Annotated in this window: 19 protein-coding genes and 8 pseudogenes; 8 read left to right on the forward strand and 19 right to left on the reverse strand. The window is 42.2% G+C overall.

What is annotated here, in order from left to right; genetic code table 11:
* Positions 1-12 precede the first annotated feature (12 nt).
* The 7 genes from JCM11217_RS04945 to JCM11217_RS04965 form a co-directional block, all read right to left on the reverse strand.
* On the reverse strand, positions 13-378 hold the full coding sequence (locus JCM11217_RS04945; protein WP_054842257.1) for a hypothetical protein: 366 nt from the start codon (positions 376-378) through the stop codon (positions 13-15).
* On the reverse strand, positions 357-1,433 hold the full coding sequence (locus JCM11217_RS04950; protein WP_054842258.1) for a hypothetical protein: 1,077 nt from the start codon (positions 1,431-1,433) through the stop codon (positions 357-359). The genes JCM11217_RS04945 and JCM11217_RS04950 overlap by 22 nt, the downstream gene beginning before the upstream one ends.
* A gap of 50 nt (positions 1,434-1,483) precedes the next feature.
* Complete coding sequence (locus JCM11217_RS04955) at positions 1,484-1,879, reverse strand: hypothetical protein (RefSeq protein WP_054842259.1); 396 nt, start codon at positions 1,877-1,879, stop codon at positions 1,484-1,486.
* A complete protein-coding gene (locus JCM11217_RS14010; protein ID WP_243678407.1) occupies positions 1,870-2,145 on the reverse strand; it encodes a hypothetical protein in 276 nt (91 codons plus the stop codon). The genes JCM11217_RS04955 and JCM11217_RS14010 overlap by 10 nt, the downstream gene beginning before the upstream one ends.
* 23 nt (positions 2,146-2,168) lie before the next feature.
* Positions 2,169-2,324 carry a hypothetical protein gene (locus JCM11217_RS14015; RefSeq protein WP_243678408.1) on the reverse strand — a complete coding sequence of 52 codons (156 nt, stop codon included), beginning with the start codon at positions 2,322-2,324 and terminating at the stop codon, positions 2,169-2,171.
* A gap of 193 nt (positions 2,325-2,517) precedes the next feature.
* Positions 2,518-2,754 carry a hypothetical protein gene (locus JCM11217_RS04960; RefSeq protein WP_054842260.1) on the reverse strand — a complete coding sequence of 79 codons (237 nt, stop codon included), beginning with the start codon at positions 2,752-2,754 and terminating at the stop codon, positions 2,518-2,520.
* A 29-nt stretch (positions 2,755-2,783) separates the two neighbouring features.
* Entirely contained in the window at positions 2,784-2,987 is a 204-nt protein-coding gene (locus JCM11217_RS04965; protein ID WP_054842261.1) for a helix-turn-helix domain-containing protein, read from the reverse strand.
* 133 nt (positions 2,988-3,120) lie between these two features.
* Here JCM11217_RS04965 and JCM11217_RS04970 point away from each other — a divergent pair.
* Positions 3,121-4,077, forward strand: a pseudogene (locus tag JCM11217_RS04970) (isoaspartyl peptidase/L-asparaginase).
* A 12-nt stretch (positions 4,078-4,089) separates the two neighbouring features.
* Here JCM11217_RS04970 and JCM11217_RS04975 read toward each other — a convergent pair.
* Both JCM11217_RS04975 and JCM11217_RS04980 read right to left on the reverse strand, forming a co-directional pair.
* Positions 4,090-5,373, reverse strand: a complete 1,284-nt coding sequence (locus tag JCM11217_RS04975) for an amidohydrolase (protein WP_243678409.1) — start codon at positions 5,371-5,373, stop codon at positions 4,090-4,092.
* Between the two features lie 14 nt (positions 5,374-5,387).
* Positions 5,388-6,099: pseudogene (locus JCM11217_RS04980) on the reverse strand (diphthine--ammonia ligase).
* 164 nt (positions 6,100-6,263) lie between these two features.
* Between JCM11217_RS04980 and JCM11217_RS04985 the strand changes: the two are divergent.
* Positions 6,264-6,506 carry a hypothetical protein gene (locus tag JCM11217_RS04985; protein ID WP_054842263.1) on the forward strand — a complete coding sequence of 81 codons (243 nt, stop codon included), beginning with the start codon at positions 6,264-6,266 and terminating at the stop codon, positions 6,504-6,506.
* Between the two features lie 481 nt (positions 6,507-6,987).
* Here JCM11217_RS04985 and JCM11217_RS04995 read toward each other — a convergent pair whose 3' ends face one another.
* A complete protein-coding gene (locus JCM11217_RS04995) occupies positions 6,988-7,926 on the reverse strand; it encodes a malate dehydrogenase (RefSeq protein WP_054842265.1) in 939 nt (312 codons plus the stop codon).
* Positions 7,927-8,056: 130 nt separating this feature from the next.
* Positions 8,057-9,141: pseudogene (locus JCM11217_RS05000) on the reverse strand (L-threonylcarbamoyladenylate synthase).
* Positions 9,142-9,268: 127 nt separating this feature from the next.
* Between JCM11217_RS05000 and JCM11217_RS05005 the strand changes: the two are divergent.
* A pseudogene (locus tag JCM11217_RS05005) lies at positions 9,269-9,792 on the forward strand (metal-sulfur cluster assembly factor).
* Positions 9,793-9,847: 55 nt separating this feature from the next.
* Positions 9,848-10,270: a hypothetical protein gene (locus JCM11217_RS05010; RefSeq protein ID WP_054842266.1), complete on the forward strand. Its 423-nt coding sequence runs from the start codon at positions 9,848-9,850 to the stop codon at positions 10,268-10,270.
* A gap of 24 nt (positions 10,271-10,294) precedes the next feature.
* Here the strand turns inward: JCM11217_RS05010 and JCM11217_RS05015 are convergent, their stop codons facing one another.
* From JCM11217_RS05015 to JCM11217_RS14025, 3 genes and pseudogenes are all read right to left on the reverse strand, one after another.
* Positions 10,295-10,756, reverse strand: a complete 462-nt coding sequence (locus JCM11217_RS05015) for a helix-turn-helix domain-containing protein (protein WP_054842267.1) — start codon at positions 10,754-10,756, stop codon at positions 10,295-10,297.
* A 93-nt stretch (positions 10,757-10,849) separates the two neighbouring features.
* Positions 10,850-11,360 (reverse strand): annotated as a pseudogene (locus tag JCM11217_RS14020) (hypothetical protein).
* The gene (locus tag JCM11217_RS14025) at positions 11,324-11,833 is read right to left on the reverse strand and encodes a hypothetical protein (protein WP_243678410.1); all 510 of its coding nucleotides are present in this window, start codon (positions 11,831-11,833) and stop codon (positions 11,324-11,326) included. The pseudogene JCM11217_RS14020 and the gene JCM11217_RS14025 overlap by 37 nt, the downstream one beginning before the upstream one ends.
* Positions 11,834-11,963: 130 nt before the next feature.
* On the opposite strand from JCM11217_RS14025, the gene JCM11217_RS05025 reads away from it, so the two are divergent.
* Complete coding sequence (locus JCM11217_RS05025; RefSeq protein WP_054842268.1) at positions 11,964-12,260, forward strand: hypothetical protein; 297 nt, start codon at positions 11,964-11,966, stop codon at positions 12,258-12,260.
* A 17-nt stretch (positions 12,261-12,277) separates the two neighbouring features.
* Here the strand turns inward: JCM11217_RS05025 and JCM11217_RS05030 are convergent, their stop codons facing one another.
* Positions 12,278-12,847, reverse strand: a complete 570-nt coding sequence (locus JCM11217_RS05030; protein WP_243678411.1) for an alpha/beta fold hydrolase — start codon at positions 12,845-12,847, stop codon at positions 12,278-12,280.
* Positions 12,848-13,074: 227 nt separating this feature from the next.
* Between JCM11217_RS05030 and JCM11217_RS05035 the strand changes: the two genes are divergently transcribed.
* A complete protein-coding gene (locus JCM11217_RS05035) occupies positions 13,075-13,665 on the forward strand; it encodes a hypothetical protein (RefSeq protein WP_243678412.1) in 591 nt (196 codons plus the stop codon).
* Between the two features lie 67 nt (positions 13,666-13,732).
* Here the strand turns inward: JCM11217_RS05035 and JCM11217_RS05040 are convergent.
* Together JCM11217_RS05040 and JCM11217_RS05045 are read right to left on the reverse strand one after the other, a co-directional pair.
* Positions 13,733-14,486: pseudogene (locus JCM11217_RS05040) on the reverse strand (isopentenyl phosphate kinase).
* 91 nt (positions 14,487-14,577) lie between these two features.
* Positions 14,578-15,615: a polyprenyl synthetase family protein gene (locus JCM11217_RS05045; RefSeq protein WP_054842269.1), complete on the reverse strand. Its 1,038-nt coding sequence runs from the start codon at positions 15,613-15,615 to the stop codon at positions 14,578-14,580.
* A gap of 155 nt (positions 15,616-15,770) precedes the next feature.
* Here JCM11217_RS05045 and JCM11217_RS05050 point away from each other — a divergent pair.
* Positions 15,771-16,966 (forward strand): annotated as a pseudogene (locus tag JCM11217_RS05050) (thiolase family protein).
* A 91-nt stretch (positions 16,967-17,057) separates the two neighbouring features.
* Positions 17,058-18,163: pseudogene (prf1, locus tag JCM11217_RS05055) on the forward strand (peptide chain release factor aRF-1).
* A 20-nt stretch (positions 18,164-18,183) separates the two neighbouring features.
* Here prf1 and JCM11217_RS05060 read toward each other — a convergent pair.
* Together JCM11217_RS05060 and JCM11217_RS05065 are read right to left on the reverse strand one after the other, a co-directional pair.
* The gene (locus JCM11217_RS05060) at positions 18,184-18,468 is read right to left on the reverse strand and encodes a MoaD family protein (RefSeq protein WP_054842270.1); all 285 of its coding nucleotides are present in this window, start codon (positions 18,466-18,468) and stop codon (positions 18,184-18,186) included.
* Between the two features lie 51 nt (positions 18,469-18,519).
* Positions 18,520-18,804, reverse strand: coding sequence for a MoaD/ThiS family protein (locus JCM11217_RS05065; RefSeq protein WP_054842271.1), 285 nt, complete (start codon positions 18,802-18,804; stop codon positions 18,520-18,522).
* Positions 18,805-18,819: the final 15 nt, after the last annotated feature.

Raw genomic sequence — 18,819 nt, forward strand, 5'->3', positions numbered from 1 at the left:
AATCGCAATTATTTAAACACTAAATGATTGGGCAAAGTCCTGGTACTTCTTAAACATGTCCTCACATATTATGCTCGCGCCATCCCTAGAGGATAAGTATAGCTTTATCTTCTCAATAGCCTCAATGGCTGGGCATGACTTAATTATTCCCTTAATCACCTCACGATCCTTATCACTAACCCTAAGCTTGTCCTCAATAACCTCATCAATGTATTCATCATGAATGGGTGATATGGGTATTACGGCATCAACGTTTTTCCTAATAAATTCTGGGTCTATGGACCATGGATTACTGCTCTCAAATATTACGACGAGGTGCTTAGCCCTGGCAATGCTCAGGAGCTTGAGTATGTGATTTAAATCTTCATTGATGGCCATTTCAAGGTTGGTACATGGATTACCGCATTATCGATTATGGAAATGCTTGGATCTTTATAATCAATAATCGCCACACCGAGGTGCTTAGCGACGTAGTTTATCAACGCCGTCTTTCCCGACTTAGATGGGCCTATCACTAATATTGATACTATGTACTTAAGCCCTAGGTTACTCATCATGTCCCTTAGCCTAATGGATGAGTCAACATAATCAATGAGCTTAGACCTTGTGTTCATGCTTATTAAATCGATGGGGTCTATCCCAATCATCACATTGGTATTAACGACCTTACTCCTTACCTTAGGTCTCTCCTTCATAGTATCACTTCTTCTCTCCCTACGTATTGAAGGCTTAGGAACCTCTAAGGTCTTTTCCTCCTTCGTGGCACTTCCCTCCGATAAATTATTTAATGCCCCCCCATTATTCTTATCCACACCTTCCTCATTAACCACCTTAGCAGGGGTTGTTGCGATTTCCGTACTTGTTAATGCATTCGTACCTGCTTGATTAATTACTTCATTAATTGGGACTAAGTTATTATTGGGGGGGATGTTAGCGTTATTGATCTCCTCAATCGCATTACCCTGCATTGGCTGTATCTTCTCAACATACTTTGTCTCTTCCTGTTTACCCTCAATATCTTTCGTCACGCCATAACTTATAATTTCAATGCCGTACTTCTTCAATCTACTTATAACGTTATTATTACCATTTATTATTAGGGTGTATAACTTGGTGCGTTTATTATAATCAATTAACCTGGACAAAATGCCCTTATTGATCTCATTGGGAATCAGTACGAGTAGTGCCTTCTCATGGGTTCTAATAAACCAATTAACGTCACTTGCCAACTCATCAATATCGCCCTTAATTATAAATCCCTTAGCCCTGGTTAACCCGAACAACACCTTAGCTATTATCTCGGCCTTATCCTGAGGTAATGAGGCATATAATGCGGCAACGCCAGTCTTGGATAGGGTATTCACTACGGTATTCGTGAGGTCCAGGTCCTCCTTAGGTAATTTCTTAGCCCAATAACCATATTCGGTGATCATTAATGGATCAATTATTGGTATTACAATTGGCGACTTACTCCTTATACGTATTAGCTGAGCCTGGTCTTAAGCTTGGCCTGCGTAACGTCAAGTGCGTAGGTGCCAAGCCCCGTAATGAGCGCACCAACGATGAGTAATGGGGTTACGTAGTAATTCCATGCGTTGATAATTAACGGTATGTAAAGAATGGATACAGTCGCTAATTGCGGTACTAAATTCATTATTATCTGTGATGTGTCTGTACTCAAAGGCCAAATCATGGTGAGCCTCGGTAAATACCTGCTTATTAAGGGTGGTACTACCATAATTACTACGAAGATGAAGTATAGAGCTGCATTACTTAATTCATTATATATAGTAAGTAGGTTACCTTGACCATCAAATATTAGAGACTCCATTCCATGCATTAGGTCTAGATTTGCTGCGTGAATGATCGTTATTGGCACCCACGTAATGCTTGATACGCGATGCCAATTACATAAAGTAATGTGAGTAGTGCGAAAATAATTGCTGACCTGGTGCTATATCCCTTTATAGATGGTGCTATTGAAAGTGGTATCGATAACCAGTATAGAGGCGTGAACAGTAAGGCCCATGATGCTATGGCTATATCATTAATAATACCGGCCTCGGTTATTAAGTAGGTGATTAAGAGCAATGGCATTATTAGTAATGATGCATGGCCTAGGGCTGTTATAAACGTTAAAACCACGTATGTTATTAAGATAGCCGCCGTTAAGCCATACTTCCTGAGGCTGATGATGCCATGACTAGGGCTAACAACGTTATGAAAACGTACAGTGGTATTATTGGAAAGACTATGTAAAGTAGTACGGCTATGGCAGTATCCGCTGATGCGTAAAGAATGTTTGTTACTACGTTCTGTTTCACATAGTGAAAAACTACGGGATACTTTATAAACCGTTTCTTTCTTAATAATTGAAAGAGAGAAACAATGTGAAACTCAGGAGAAACTTATGGAAACTATGCATTGGCATGAATTGACTTAATAACGTCAATCCATGGATTATCTCGTATAAACTCAGGTAATGAATCATCACTAGACCGCTCATTACTAATAATGTTAACTTGCCCCCCTCACTGAACTGGGGGGGATGCATCCATCCTTACTTCTTTTCTCAAGCTCCTCAACCTTCTCAATGAGTTTGCCAATTAATTCTCTGAGGGATTTCAACTCCTTTATTAATTCACCCTGATAGGCACCCTCATATACATAATCATTATTATTCCTTAACTGAGAATCTGGTATTCCCGTAACGATGGATAGACTTACGTTAAAGACATTTCCATAATTACCCAATAAGTATGAATTACCACTTACCTGGGCATCTACCCCCCATTTAGTTGCTTACCATCACTTAACTGGTTTGGTGCCTGGTCGGAATTTTTGGCAAAGGCTCTATACTTGGATATTGCCTTATATACGGTGTTCACGGATATACCTAGTTTCTGAGCTATTTCTTTAGGTTTCAGTCCCTCATTAAAGTAAAGCTTAGCAGCCAACTCCTCAGTCCTCGTCAATTTACTCGACATATACTAAATGGATATTGCCCTCGGCTAAAAATCAGTTTATGCCCCTAAATTAGTGAATTACCCATGTAATACTCATTAATATACAATAGCTAATGATAAATAATATAAGGGAAGGCTAACCACCCTAATTTTAATGAGCGTAAGGGCCACGATCGCGGTTCACGGAGGCGCTGGTAGCTAGGATACTTCATTAATGAAGAGCACAGGCGAAGATACTTGAGTGGCTTAGTAAATGCCGTAAATGCAGGTCTTGAGGCTGCTAAGAGGGGGTAATGCGCTGGACATGGTTGTTGAGGCAGTCACGGCTATGGAGATTGATGGTTCATACGATGCCGGTAAGGGGTCGGTACTGAATTTATATGGTGAGGTTGAGCAGGATGCTGGCGTCATGTGGGGGGGTAAGGACCTAAGTGTTGGGGCTGTGGCGTCTGTTAAGCATGTAGTGAATACGATAAGGCTTGCCAGGCTTGTTATGGAGAAGACGGATCACGTATTAATAACCGGAGACGGAGCTGAGGAACTTGCTAAGCAATTCGGTCTTTGGGTACCATCTACGGAATTAATAAATGAAACTAAAATTAATAGGTATAAGTCCCTTATTAGGAACTTGCGTTCACGGTACGAGAAAAACACGGATCTCGCCAGGAAACTAGGCTTGTTGGGCACGGTAGGTGCAGTGGCGCTTGATAGGGATGGCAACTTAGCCGCGGCAACATCGACGGGTGGGACGATACTTAAATGGCCCGGTAGGGTTGGCGATTCACCAATACCTGGTGCTGGTTACTGGGCCGAGAATGGTGTATGCGCGGTATCTGCCACGGGCATTGGGGAATTCATCATTAGGGCCATGGCCTCATTTAGAGTTGCCATGCTAATTAAAGGTGGTGTTGGGATTAACGATGCTGTTAGGCAGGTCGTTAATTACGTGACAAGCCTATTTGGTCCAGGTAATATTGGGTTGATAGCGATTGATGGTTCAGGTAATGTGGCATCGGCATTTAATACGGAGGTTATGGGGGGGAGGGCATGGAGTAGGGAGGGCATGGACAAAGTAGTAGTGGCGCATTTCCCCGACGACCCATTCCCCTAAGTAGGTGCCACCCTATAGGAACTTGCTTATGAAGTCATTAAGTCTCTCACCGATTTTCCTTGCCCGTTCCTTAAGCACTTGGTAATCCCTGGACCTATCATAAATCACCTTACCATTAACAATCACCATATCCACGTCCGAGCCATCAGCCGAATAGACAATATTTGATAGGATATTGTCAGACCTAGCAGGTTGAAGCCTTGGGCTACCTAGGTCAAGTAACACCAGATCTGCTACGCAACCACTGTTTATGCAGCCGCCATTAAGACCTAGTAATCTGTAACCATTAAGCGTCGCTGCCTTAAATGCATGAAGAGCCTTAATACTTACATCCCAATATGAGTGTCTCTGAAGAAGTACTGCCATCTTCATCTCCCTAAACATATCAAGGGAATTATTACTGGCTGGTCCATCAGTGCCCAACGTCACCACAACACCCATGTCCATTAACTCCCTCATTGGGAAGTGACCGGCAGTGGCTAGTTTCATATTTGATGATGGTGCGTGGGTTACACGGGCATTAGCCCTGGCTATAACATTCAACTCCCAATTAGTGACCCAGCCTAGATGAACGAGTTGAGTCTTGCTGGAGATTAAGCCTAGCGAGTTTAGGTATTCCACAGGAAACACGCCATACTTCTTCTTCGACTCATAAACCTCATCCCTCGTTTCAGACACATGAATTTGAATTGGCAGGTTAAGTCCATCACTTAGATCTTTAATCCTCAGCAACGTATCCCTACCCACAGCGTAGATACTATGGACATTTATTACCGGCCTTATTAACGATGAATCACCATACTTATCCACGAAATTTCTTAATTCATTCTCAACGCATGAAGGCTTCCTTAATGTGTCTATGAACGTAGGGCCCAAGGCGGCTCTCAACCCGTACTTTAACGCTACATCGGCGGTCACGTCTGGGTAATGATACATGTCTATGAATGCCGTTGTACCGCTCATCAACATCTCAATAATAGATAACTCACTGCCGAGGGCTATTATGTCTCTCGTCAATTCACGCTCCACACTCCACATCTTACTAAGCCATGTCATTAATTCGGCGTCATCATAGAAACCCCTCAATAGAGACATCGGTGTGTGAGTATGCGCATTAACAAGCCCTGGAATTACAGCATGACCTGAACAATTAACCTTCTCGAATCCGCCCTCGGTTATGGTACCTACATTCATTATTAACCCATCACTGATTGTTATATCCACGTTCCTAAGTACTTTAAGCTCATTATCAATCCACGTTAATACAAAGTCGCAGTTCTTAAGTAAATAATTCATGCGTGACTCAATTATTACAACTTATTATTATCTAAAACCTTTGGTTCTAAGTGCACGGACTTAATTATGTAAATCCACGAATATTGACCCAATTTCCTAACTTCACCATCATCAATGACAACCCTATACCTAAATAGTGGCGCATCGACGACAAACGTCTCCCCCCCCTCACCACCTTCTAATGCTGGGTTAAAGCCGTACTTCAATGCCGAGTTTATTAGTTCCTCAATGTCATTAAGCGATAACACCTTACCTAATAATCTAGGGCTTATACATGGTACTTATCGATGTTAGTACGAACCTAAATCCCTGACGATACAAATCCCTTAAGTAAGTGACTTGGTTCTTCCTCCATAACGGTGAGTAAACCCTTAAACCCACATCATGGGCCGTGATGTTTATCATCATCCTTTGATAATCAGATAACAAAGCCCCAGTCACTATGCCAATGATACCGTACTTACTCTTACTTCGTTAAAAGCTATCCTTAGGTCCTCAAGCTCAAGATCCTTAACACCACTGGTCTCATAAATAACCTGGGGGGGATGCCCAACGCCTCTGCTTGATACCTTGTCCACTCAATATTTGGATAATGAAACATCCATGAGTCAGTGCGGTGGGGGGGCATTAACGTGAGTAGCAAGTGACGTCAAAACCCTTAAGTACGGCCCAATGTAGGGCATAGGTCGAGTCCTTACCACCCGAGAATAATGAACAAACCCTCATTATCAATGTCTCTAGGTCTATAAAAATTTAAAACACTAATTTTAGATTGTGCCTGAAACTGAATTGTAAATTCGCACGTAATGAGAAATAACTTATGGAAATGCGAAATTCGTAATCCGTAAATAGAAATGTTTTTAATTCACTAAGTAGCGCCCAATCCCTCGATGAGCAGCGAAGGAGAAGAGTGGCAGTTCCCTGAGGATTGGGAATACTCAGGCGGTGTACCAGAGAGATTATTGAAGATTAGAGCTAAGTGCCCATACTGCGGCCATGTCTTTGAGATTGAGATGGGAGAGTCCTGGTACAACATGGGCATATCAATAACTTGCCCTAAGTGCGGTAAGCAATTTTCAGTAAGCATGTATGGAGAAGTCATTGGAGAGGTTAAAAAGACCGCGAAGAAGTGATATTAAAAATTACAGCTCAGTGATATTTAATAATGAATGATCAGGGATGTATCGAAGACTTATTGAACGCTTTAATGACTTTTTATTCCGTAGCTGTTATAGAGCATTACATGATAATTCTATTATTAATTAGGTCTAGAAATACCGAGGAAGTTCGCGATCAACTACTAAACGCTCTGAGGGATCACTTGGATAAGGAAAATAGAATATTAAATAATATGTCAGGGTTGATGAAATGCCTTGATGAGCATAGCATATCTTTAATCAATGAGTTCATTAAGAATGTGCGAGATGGGATTGCATTAATTAATGACCCAGAATTCATGAGTAATTACATTAATGATTTTATGATTACCATAAAGGCCATTACTAAATATATTCTAAATCATGATGAAATACTATCAAATATTATTAATTTATTGCAGGATATCATTAGAAAATATGTAAGCAATTTTACATGATTTTTATTTAATTACCTCTCTTATGATAAGAACTGTGGAGGTACCTGGGTTAGGTTCTTCCTAATAGCCTCAACACTAGCTAGGAACTTCTTTCTCTGTTCATCATTTAGGTTAAGTTCAATTATTTTCTCAACACCATTCTTACCCAGCACAACGGGAACCTCGGCAAATACGTCCCTTACTCCATACTCACCATCTAAGTATACTGATGCTTCGAATATCCTCTTTCTATCCTTCTTTATTGAGTCAACCATCATGGCGAGTCCAGCCGCGGGACCCCCCCAATTACTACTAAAGCCCCCCCTTAGATTTGTTATATCTGCACCTGCCTGAATTGTCTTCTTAACAATCTCGTCATACTGCTCCTTAGTTATAAACTCAGTGAGTGGTTTACCATATACGAAGGATGCCTCCGGCACTGGATACATGTTTTCGCCGTGCTGCCCAAGAACAACGGGTATTATTGATTCAGGCGCTATGCCAATGAGTAAGGATGCGTAGTAAGCCATTCTATTTGAGTCTAAGACGCCGCTAAATCCAATGACTCTATTCCTCGGAAAGCCTAACTTCTTATAAAGTACGTAAACCATAGCATCAAGCGGATTTGTTGTGATTATCACGATAGAATTCGGCGCATACTTCTTGATCTGCTCAGCTATTGATGCAACGATCTCAGCATTCTTGCCAGCTAATTCCTCCCTGGTCATTCCAGGTTTTCTGGCGAGACCTGCGGTAACTATTACTATGTCACTACCCTCCATATCCTTATAGTCATTACTACCCCCCCTGTACCTAACGGACTTACCCAGTATCGCAGCTGCGTGATTCAAATCGAGGGCTTCGCCCTGCGGTAGGTTCTTTATTATATCTATAAGGACTATTTCATTATCCACTTCAAAGAACATTAGGAAGGCGGCTGTGGTTGCACCTACACGGCCACTACCTATTATTGTGATCATCTAATTCACCCATTACTGGCATCAATGACGCGTTTTTAACTTTAATCCATCCACAATGTATCATCAATAATATACATTACTTAATTCATGATTTCAATTTATGATAAAACGTTACTGAATCACCTATTACCTACATTTTACATTTAACTATGGAAAAGCCAGATGCCTTCCTCAACCTATTCATTACGGCTAATCCAATGCCCCTCTCCTCAATACCCTCGCTATGCCTAAGTCAACATTTAATTTATCAAGGTTCCTTAATGAATCGAAGAGCGCTGCAGCTATTGTGTATGGGTTGCTCCTATAGCCTAGGATTATTACCGGTAATTCATTAATTTCAGGATACTTCATCAGTTCATTAGCCGTCTCTTTAGTAATTAGTAATGCTACTTTCAGTTTCTTATCTAAGTAATCCATGGCCACGTCACGCAATAACTTAACTAGTGAACCATAATCTTCACATTCAACAACCACTAATCTCGTACGTGGCGCATAATGCCTATACTTCATGCCAGGCGCCAACGCGGCATCAGCCTCTCCCAAACCCCTCGCAAATTCGGGGGGGACTATTATTTCAGTGCCGAATAGCGACCTCAATTCATCAATTGTGAAGGGACCAGGCCTTAGTAGTACGGGTGGGTTCCTGGTCACATCCACTATTGTGGATTCAACTCCGAAAAACGTAGGACCTGCATCGAGCAGTATCATCTCAACATCATCATTAGCATAGTCCTCAATTATATGCTCAGCCAATGTTGGGCTTGGCCTACCTGACTTATTGGCGCTTGGCGCGGCTATGGGCGTTCCCGAGGACTTAATTAATGCAAGCGCCACAGGGTGTGCAGGTGATCTTACGGCCACCGTATTACGACCACCAGTGACCTCCTTAGGTACATCGGGTGATTTAGGCAGAATTAATGTTAGAGGACCAGGCCAAGCCCTCTTAACAACTGGTAATACGATTTCCGGTATATCAATAGCGACCTTGTAAAGTTCGTTAATATCAGCTATATGAACAATAAGTGGGTTATCCGGCGGCCTGCCCTTGGCCTTAAAGACCATTAAACAAGCCTTACCATTAAATGTGTCTGCGCCAAGTCCATAAACGGTTTCCGTAGGGAAGGCCACCAGGTAGCCACGTCTTATATAATCACTTGCCTCCCTAATTATGGAACTGTCAGGATTTAGAGGATCTACCTTACGTACTTTAAGCATCAGGTTTGTCCACATTATAACATTTATAAATCCATCTACGTAGTTTATGGCTGCTTTACGAATAATTATCGCCAATAAGCTAGATAGGTTTATAAATAAGTCTCCGTGACACTGTTGGTGATCATTAATGGCAGTGTCTAATGAAGAAGCTACAGGCACTGCAGATAATGAAGAGGTTGAGGAACCAATATTCAAAACGAATTTGCCCAGCGATAAGGTTAAGGAGTTAATAGAGATTTTGCGCAATGTATATGACCCGGAGATACCAATAAATGTGTATGATTTAGGGCTTATTTATGAAGTAACGATGGATAATGATAAAGTCGTTCATGTAAAGATGACACTAACAGCAGTGGGCTGTCCACTATCCGAGAATCTTGGTTATCAAGTTGGCGCAGCGATTCAACAAGCAATACCAGATGCGAAGGATATTGAAATTGATGTTGTATTTGACCCACCATGGACCCCTTAAAAATGACAAGGCTAGGACGTGAGATGTTTAAGGCAATTTATGGTTATGATATCGTTGAACAATGGATGAAAACCCAGGGCGAACAAAACACTCAGGTTAATGAGGGTGAACAAGGAGTTAGTGGAGGTCAGGGGGGCAGTAGGATTAATGTTTTTGCCTTCATTGTCATTTCTAAATAACTGAACCTCTGTATTATGAATAAAAGATTTAAAAGGTATATTTAGAATAGAAAATGTGCTATCATCAACAAGCAGTGTACCATCAAGAAGAACATTAACTGAGCGGGTACAGCAAAAGCTAAATGAGATTTTAGAATCAAGCGACTTAATAAAGTTCGTTGCCTTAGTTACCATGGATGGATTCACAATAGCGTCGGGTATGAGAAACAATGTTGACATTAATCCAAAGTGGTTAGGCGCATTAATAGTATCATCAATAAAGAACCTCGAATTAAACCTAAGGAAGGCACTGAATGAGGCAAACCTATCTGAATTAGTCATATCCCTTGGGCAGGATTTGTTGATTGTAAAATCCATTGGTAAGTTAGCGTTGATAATGATTGTTGATAGGGCGTTAGACATGAATTTTGTGATGTACGAGATTGAGGAGGGATTAAGCGATTTGTCGACCGACTTGGGTTTAGGGAGGAAGGAATAATCATTTTAATTTATTGTTAATTATTTAATTGGAACCGTTGTCTGGCTCTTCCTCAGTAGCCATGCTGTTTAATGACTCTATTAATGCGGCTGATGTTAAGTTCTCAATTAATTGCTTTGACTTCTCATAATAGGCATTTATTAACTGCAGTAGTTTTTGCTTAACATAGTCTATTGGCTTTGTGTAGTAAACATACGTGTAACCTCCATTCTTGGCAAGTACTGGTCTTCTGGCGATTAAACCAAGCTGAACAAGCTTGACCAGAGATCTCTCAATGGTACTTCTTGACTTATTCATTTCCTTCGCTATTTCAGCCACGGTCAGTGGCTCCTTAGCCTTATTCTGTAGCAGGTAGTAAATCTCAACCTCGGTTGGTGAGAGCCTAAGTATGCACCTAAGGATGTACTTAATATCAACATCCTCAAGGATCTCTTCGGTACTCTTCTCCTTAATTGTTATGAGAGACACCACGTTAACCACCAACATCAGTGTCACAGAGTCTCTTTATAAATCTTTTTCTCCAACATTTTCCACTATGAATGCATGGTTTTATCAAATTATTTATATATAATTAAGACCTTATAGCTCTACAGTGACACCCATACCCTTACTTTTCACTAAGTTATATATGTAAGTCGCCGCAGCGAGATCCTCAACCGCAATACCAACCGACTTAAATAACGTGATATCATCACTCCCCCCCCAGCCTACCCTGTCTTACACCACTTATTATCTCACCTATCTCAATTAAATTATTTTCATGTATTAATCCACTCCTTATTGGAATTATTACATCGCCAGTCTCATTCATAACAGCAACACGTGAATCAACGGCGATTACCGATGCCTTACGGATAGTATCATCATCAAGCTCCCTTGCATTAACCTCTGGTGCGCCAATTGACGCTATGTGCATTCCTTCATGAAGCCATGATCCACGAATGACAGGCTCTCTACTCGTTGTTGCCGTTATCACGATATCGGCATATTTAACGGCATCATAGCCTGAATCGACGACTACAGCGTCAATGCCTCTACCCTGGGCTAACTCCGCTAATTCAAGAGCTCTCCCTCTCGTTCTTGAGAATATGTATAGTCTCTTAATGGGGAAGGCCTAGATAGCAGCATTAAATGGTACCTGGCCTGTAATCCAGCACCTATTATTGCCAGGTTGTGCGTATTTCGCGCCATATACTTAATTGATACGGCCGTTGCGGCCGCGGTTCTCCACGCCGTTAATGCTGTACCATTAATAACCGCTAATGGCTGCCCCGTAATATCATCCATAAGCACGACGATTCCCTGGGTCGTTGGCAAACCACGCGTTTTATTACCCTCAATGACATTAACTATCTTAACGGAGAAACCGGCATTGCGTGCACCGCAGGGCATAACACCCCACCAATCATTATCAAGGTAAATAACCGTTCTTTGAGGCATCCTCACCCTACCAGAACTATAATCACTAAAGGCTGTGGCTATGGCATTTATTAACCCTGCAACACCAACTGCATTATCCAGCACTTCATCGACCTCCCTCCCACTTATTATTGTTAGCTTCATATTACATTTGAATTATGATGAAGAATTTAAGCATTATTATCTATAGGCATGAATAGAGAAATACCGCTTCTACATTTTGCGACAGATTTATTAACTCTAGTTATAAGTAAAATAGTGGGGGGGTGAAATTATGGAGATTAAATGTATTAATTGCAGGTACTTTAGACTTCATGAGTTACGCGACAATATTGGTATTTGCACGAATAAGGATAGCCCATACTACATGAGGTTAGTCATGACTGAGTGGCAATGCCCATTCTTCGTAGAATTTAATGAGGAGAGTGATGAGGATGAATTCTATTGGTGCTCGGATTGCAAGACAATGGTTCATAAGTCATTATTATCACTTCATAAGGGGGGGCACAAATTAGTTAAGATACCGTACATTGATGAGGAATCTCACTTGGAAACCTACGTAGCTGATTAGGCCTGTCCCTCTTTAAATCATGCATTTAAACAGTATTTTCTCACAAAGCTTTCAATGGCCTTAGCTATTACCCTAATATCCTTACCCCCCCTAGGTGTATGCGGCATGCCCTCAACCCTTATGAGCTCAATCACATTACCAAGGGATTTAGCCCTCTCGTAATAATCCTCCACCTGCCTTATATTTACTAATTCATCGTTAGTACCATGTATTAGAAGCATTGGCGGCAGGTTAGGCCTTAAGTAGTTAATTGGCGAGGTCTTCGTGAGAAACTCCTCAGTGACCTGCCTACTATCAATCCTCACTAATTCCTCATAAGTCCTCCTCCTAACACTACCGGGCTCACCTGAGAGTAACCACTTAATTTGTGCCAACCTATCGGTTGGCCCTGACACGGAAATGGCGCATGCGATTCGGTCCATAGTCGATGCTGTAAGTAATGCTATTGTACCGCCCATTGAGTGGCCGGCGATTATGTATCTGTCATTGGTTCCCTCAAGCAATTCCCTGATCTTATTAAGACCATCCTCAAAGTCTTTGTATGTTGGTGCTATCACCTCTAGGTTTAGTGATTTCAAGGGGGCCAATAAGCCAGTTTATCTTCTCGGGGGGCTTGAACCAAAGCCATGTAGTGCTAATGCCTTCATTACTAGGGCATGCACATTGAATTGGTTATAAAGTTTTAGTGCCAGTGGGGAGAGTTAACCTAATAAATTTATTATAGGATCCTCTCATCAATCATGGCGAAATCAAGAAAGACAAAAAGACCTCAAAGGCGTAGGGGGGGAGACTATTCTACTTAGCACTTGCGTTAGTGATACTTGGTGAGGCAGCATTCATAGTAGTCCTATTCCTACCTGGCATGGTATCTAAGCTAACAATGCCATCACAGACCCAGACGGAGCTTAATGCTACGATTATTACCAAATACATGCTCTCAACATTAATAAATCCATACAATAACTCACTCATAAACGCCACAGCGCTAGGGTTAATAAACAATACGAAACCCATACTAATGTACCTAACAGTTAATGACCCATACCTAATAGATGAATCATGTAATGTTTGGCCAATATTTTATAATGCCACGCAATATCATAATTATAACGTAGTGATCGTGGTATTCCCCAACCCACCAACGCAGGCTCCTGCGACATTGTCGGTGATTCAACAATTCAATAGTTATGTGTATGAGCTTTGTAATTTCAATCCTGAATCGCCAAACTTCGTAATAACAACGGCATTTTGGGGCAATTACACGTATGGCTCACAAGTGCTCATTGTTGGTTACGGAACATTACTACCACAATTACTTACTAAGTTGGGTGTTAATGCAAGTAATGTCTACTTCCCATTGCTAATAGTGATTAAGCCTATAATACCGTGGAGGCCTCAGGGATAATCTATGGCTCGCAACTCACGAATAGTACGTACTTAAGTGAGGTATTATTTACGTCATCAGGGAACAGCTAATCAGGTAAAAACCTCGTACATTTAATGGGCTCCTCCCCCCCATGAAGTATTCTACTTATTGATTCCAAGTCCCAAATTGCGCATAGGTAGGTCCTCGTATACCTGGCTAATTCCATTGCAGACCGTATCTTTCTCATGAGACCCCCAGTCACGTCTATGTAACGCGTACCTCTCTCATTCACCACCGACGCGTTGGTTAATTGCTTAATGACATTACCATCAGCATCAAGTATGCCGGGCACGTCAGTTAAGAATATCGATGCTGATGGCCTTAACTTTGAGCCTAGGTCTAGCATTATATCATCACCGCTAATTATGGAGAAGCCCTCATCGCTGGCAACAACGTCGCCGTAAAGTATTGGTATTACGCCTCTTTCGATTAATTCCATTATGTGCATGGGCTCTATTAGTAATTGAGGTTTACCATCTAATTACGTATATTGAGCCTGTCCTTAACGGGTAAATGGGTAACCCAACTGATGCTAATGTAAGCGTTATTTTCATACTTAAATAACTAAGAACAGCCGAAGTAAGAGAAACTCCGGCTAATTGCTCGTCATCTCTATACGCACTTAATCCGTAGGCCAAGGCCACGGGGTGCGCAAAGCTACCACCTCCATGAACAAGGACAAACTTATTACCTGAGCTAATCTCTCTAGCGAGTAATGTACCTAATTCCCTTACCCAGTCCTCCCTGTAACTAAGTGGTCTTGACTTATCACTTATTGCGCTACCCCCCCCTAATTTCATCATGAAAAGTCTCATTAACTCCTCCGGTGATTAATACCGTAGGTCCAGGCTTATAAGTGTGAAGGTTATTTGTGATTTAACGCGTCATTTACTAAAACTCCCTAGTTACAGTGAACCTTAAGATTTCCCTAAGATCATCAACAAATTCATTACTTCCCAACTCATTTAATGCCTTCTCAGACTTCTCCGCAAAATCCATAGCTATTTTCAACGCATTTTCCCTAGCATTAGTCTTCGATATTATCTCCACAGCCCTCTTGACATCGTCATTGGTGACCGCGGTCTTACCAAGAATACCCAGTAACTCCTCCTTATCCTTATCACCCAACTCCTTCAGCGCCATGACAACTACTGCATTGCCCAGCTTATGCTCCTTAATGTCCTTACCAATCTCCTTACCGAACTTCCTAACATCACCAAAAATATCAAGTATATCATCTAGTACCTGGAAGGCGAGTCCAAGGTACGTACCATAGTCAGACAGCGGATTTACACAGTGCTGCGCATTGACAGACATCGCGCCGAAAACCGCAGCCGTCCTTATCAGGGCTGCCGTCTTAAGGCTTATCATCTTCACGTAGGTATTGTACAGGGCCTCCCAATTACTCAATAACCTGGGCCCCCCCAACCTATTCTCTGCGAAGTAGGGGGGGTCTCTACGCCCTGCATATTCAAGTAAGATATCGAGACGCTCACCCTCATCTATTGCGCGTATTGTACTTGCCGTCTCCCTGGCAAAGGCTATTGGATCCCTGGTCTCGAGTATGGCCTCCTCAATGGCCTCCCTATACCATATACCGATTAGTATTGCCGCATTATCGCCATATTTAGCCCTAACCGTCGGCTTATTCCTCCTCAGTAATGCCTCATCGATTATGTCGTCATAAATTAAGGAGTAATTATGTATTAACTCTACAATAGCCGCAGCCGGTAATGCTGCCCTATAATCACCGCCGCAAGCCCTCGCGGCCGTTAATGTTATTAACGGTCTCAACCTCTTACCGCCAGTGGATACTTGGTAAATCACGGCATCCCTAAACTCCTCACTCACTTCCTTGCTTAAGTATTTGATTAACTGTTCGTCGATTTCACGTCCATAGAGGCTATGAAGCTTCTCTAAAATATCCATCGAACCTACGACTAATGCCAGTAATTAAGTTATATCCTTATGATGCCCACGACATTTTTTAACTGTTGAATATAAATTAGTTAATGTCTAAAGCCATTGTTAATAATTAATTATGGACAAAGCTTAATATTGCTTAATCAATTGCTAAAGAACGTATGAGCCAGGACATAGTCATTACGGGCTTCGTAAGGACACCCATTGGTAAATTTGGTGGTGCATTTAAGAACGTGAAGACACCCTACTTAGCGGCTGAGGCAATAAAGGCGTTGATTAGGAGAACGGGCATTGATGGTAAATTAATTGATGAGGTTGTCTTTGGATCGACACTCCAGGGTGGTATGGGGGGGCAAAACCTCAGTAGGTTTGCGGCATTACTCGCTGGGTTACCAATTGAGGTCAGCGCGTTTACTGTTAATAGGGTTTGCTCATCAGGGATGCAGGCAATTATTGAGGCTGTTAGGGCCCTTAAGGTTGGTGATGTTAATGTGGTGATAGCCGGCGGCGCGGAGTCAATGAGCACACAACCACTTGCATTACCACACGAGGTTAGGTGGGGGATTAAGCACTTAATCGGTAGGGACTTGAAATTCATAGACTTGATGATTTATGATGGATTAACAGACCCCCCCACAAACATGATGCTCATGGGTCAGGAGGCCGATAAGGTTGCCATGGAGCATGAAATAACCAGGGAGGAACTCGATAAGGTGGCTTATGAAAGCCATATGAGGGCTCTAAGGGCTACGGAGAATAAGTACTACCTCGAGCTTGAACCTGTCGATACCGTGATAAATGGGGAGAGGGTTTACCTGGATAGGGATGAGGGTATTAGGCCGGACACAAGCCTAGAGAAGCTGGCTAAGTTGAAACCTGCCTTTGGACCAAATGGTCTACATACCGCAGGTAATTCATCGCAATTATCCGATGGTGCAGCTGCGTTGTTATTAACTACGATGGATAAGGCTAAGGAGCTTGGGTTAAGGCCTATCGCTAAGATCGTTGGTTATGCATGGCATATGGTTGAGCCCTGGAGATTCCCAGAGGCGCCAATTTACGTGATTAGGAAATTACTGAATAAGGTTGGTTGGAGTGTTAGTGACGTAGATGTTTTTGAGGTTAATGAGGCCTTTGCCGTAGTTACGTCCTGGTTAATAAGGAGTTAGGTATACCATATGATAAGATGAACATATTCGGAGGCGCGATAGCCCTGGGCCACCCACTCGGTGCCAGTGGTGCTAGGATAGTCACGACATTAATATCAGCATTAATTCATGTTGGCGGTAGGAGAGGCGTGGCGGCGCTGTGCCATGGTACTGGCGGTGCCACGGCGGTGGCTATAGAGATGCTTTAACAAAAAGCAAAAGGCTTTTAAATGCGACAGTCCCTACCATTCATAGTATGGTTGATGCCCTGGAATAAAGGATTTCTCGGAACTGAAAATAATGATAAACCTACTCAAGAAGTATAGGGGCTATGCAACGACGCTCATAAGCCTATACATCAACGGTAACAGGCCAATACCTGATGTGGTATCAATGCTTAGGCAGGAGTGGGCGTTGGCGAGTAATATTAAGGATAAGACCACTAGAACCCATGTTCAGGACGCGCTCGAGAGGATTATAAATTCGATAAAGGGCATTTCAAAGGCTCCAGAGAATGGACTGGCAATATTCGCAGGCTTCCACATGATAAACCCAGGCAATTATGAGTGGGTCTTCTACGCAATAATACCACCAATACCAGTATCAACCTTCAAGTACATATGCGATACCTCATTCCACACGGAGATACTTGAGGGCATGGTTAAGAGCAGTGATACCTATGGCATAATAGTGATCGAGAGGGGCGAGGCAGTCATCGCATTGCTGAGGGGTAATTACTGGGAGATTGTTGATAAGGTGGAGTTCTTCGTACCGAACAAGCACGCGGCTGGCGGACAGTCAGCCCTCAGATATAAACGACAGACGGAGCATTTAGCCGAGACATTTTACAAGCTAGTCGCTGAGAGGGCCAATAAGGTGTTTACCGAGATACCGAGCCTAAAGGTATTGTCGTTGCTGGGCCAGGACCAACGAAGGAGGAGTTCCTTGAGGAGGGTGAGCTTGACCATAGGATTAGGGATAAGGTCATCGCCATTGTATCTGCATGTTGCGCGGACATTGGTGGTGTTCTCGAGGCCATTAGGAATGCCGAGGATAAGCTTAAGGAGACCGAGTACGTCAAGGCCAAGAAATTAATGGAGGAGATAATGTACCTAGCCGTTAAGAAACCCGAGTATTTAATCTACGGTAAGGACTCCGTGATGGACGCGGTTAAGAAGGGCATTGCTAAGGTGGTTGTTGTTAGTGAGGATGTTGGTGAGGATGAGATAATGAACCTAACACTAATGCTTAAGGGTAGGAAGGATGTCGAACTATTCGTAATGCCCAAATCAGTTGAGGAAAACCTAACACTGACCCAGACATTCGGTGGTTATGTGGCTATTTTATCAACACCGTCATGGATCCTCGAGAGTTATAACGAGAATCAGGATAAAGCCAGTTCATAAGCTACCGCTTAAATCACTCTTTAACCACCACCCGCTGGTGGTAGGAATACTACCTCATCACCATTAGATAGTTTAGTGCTTAACCCATTTAAGAAGTCTATTGATCTACCATTAACCAGTATGACGTATTGATCCTTAAGTCTGCCGTTATCGTCTAGTATGACCTTTGAGAAGTTTGGACTTACTGAATCATCAATGATTTGTATCAGATCCTTAATTGTCGCGTTGTCGGGTATGTTAAGTTCAGTCTTAAGTACCTTGGTTATGTCGTATAATGATGCCAAGAACTTAACCTGAACCTTCATCAAGCACTAGCAGTAAAAATAGTTTAAAAAGCTTAATACAAAAGGCACTAATTATGCAACACCGCAATGTGGTAAGAATGTTACCTCATCACCATCTGATAACCTCGTATTAATACCATTAAGAAATTCCGGAGACCTACCATTAATTAAGACTAGGAATTTATCCTTAATTCTATTGTTACAATCAAGGATCACCTTAGAAAAGCCTGGGTATATAACGTCATCAATTCTCCTTATCAAGTCAAGTAGTGTTGCTCCGTCAGGCAATTCGATCTCAGCCCTTAACGTCTTAGTCATTTCATATAGTAAAGTCAAAAATTTGACTTGCACCTTCATCGCTTTTGCTATTAA

The organism is Vulcanisaeta distributa JCM 11217, from assembly GCF_001316005.1.
GTDB classification, from domain to species: Archaea; Thermoproteota; Thermoprotei; order Thermoproteales; family Thermocladiaceae; genus Vulcanisaeta; species Vulcanisaeta distributa_B.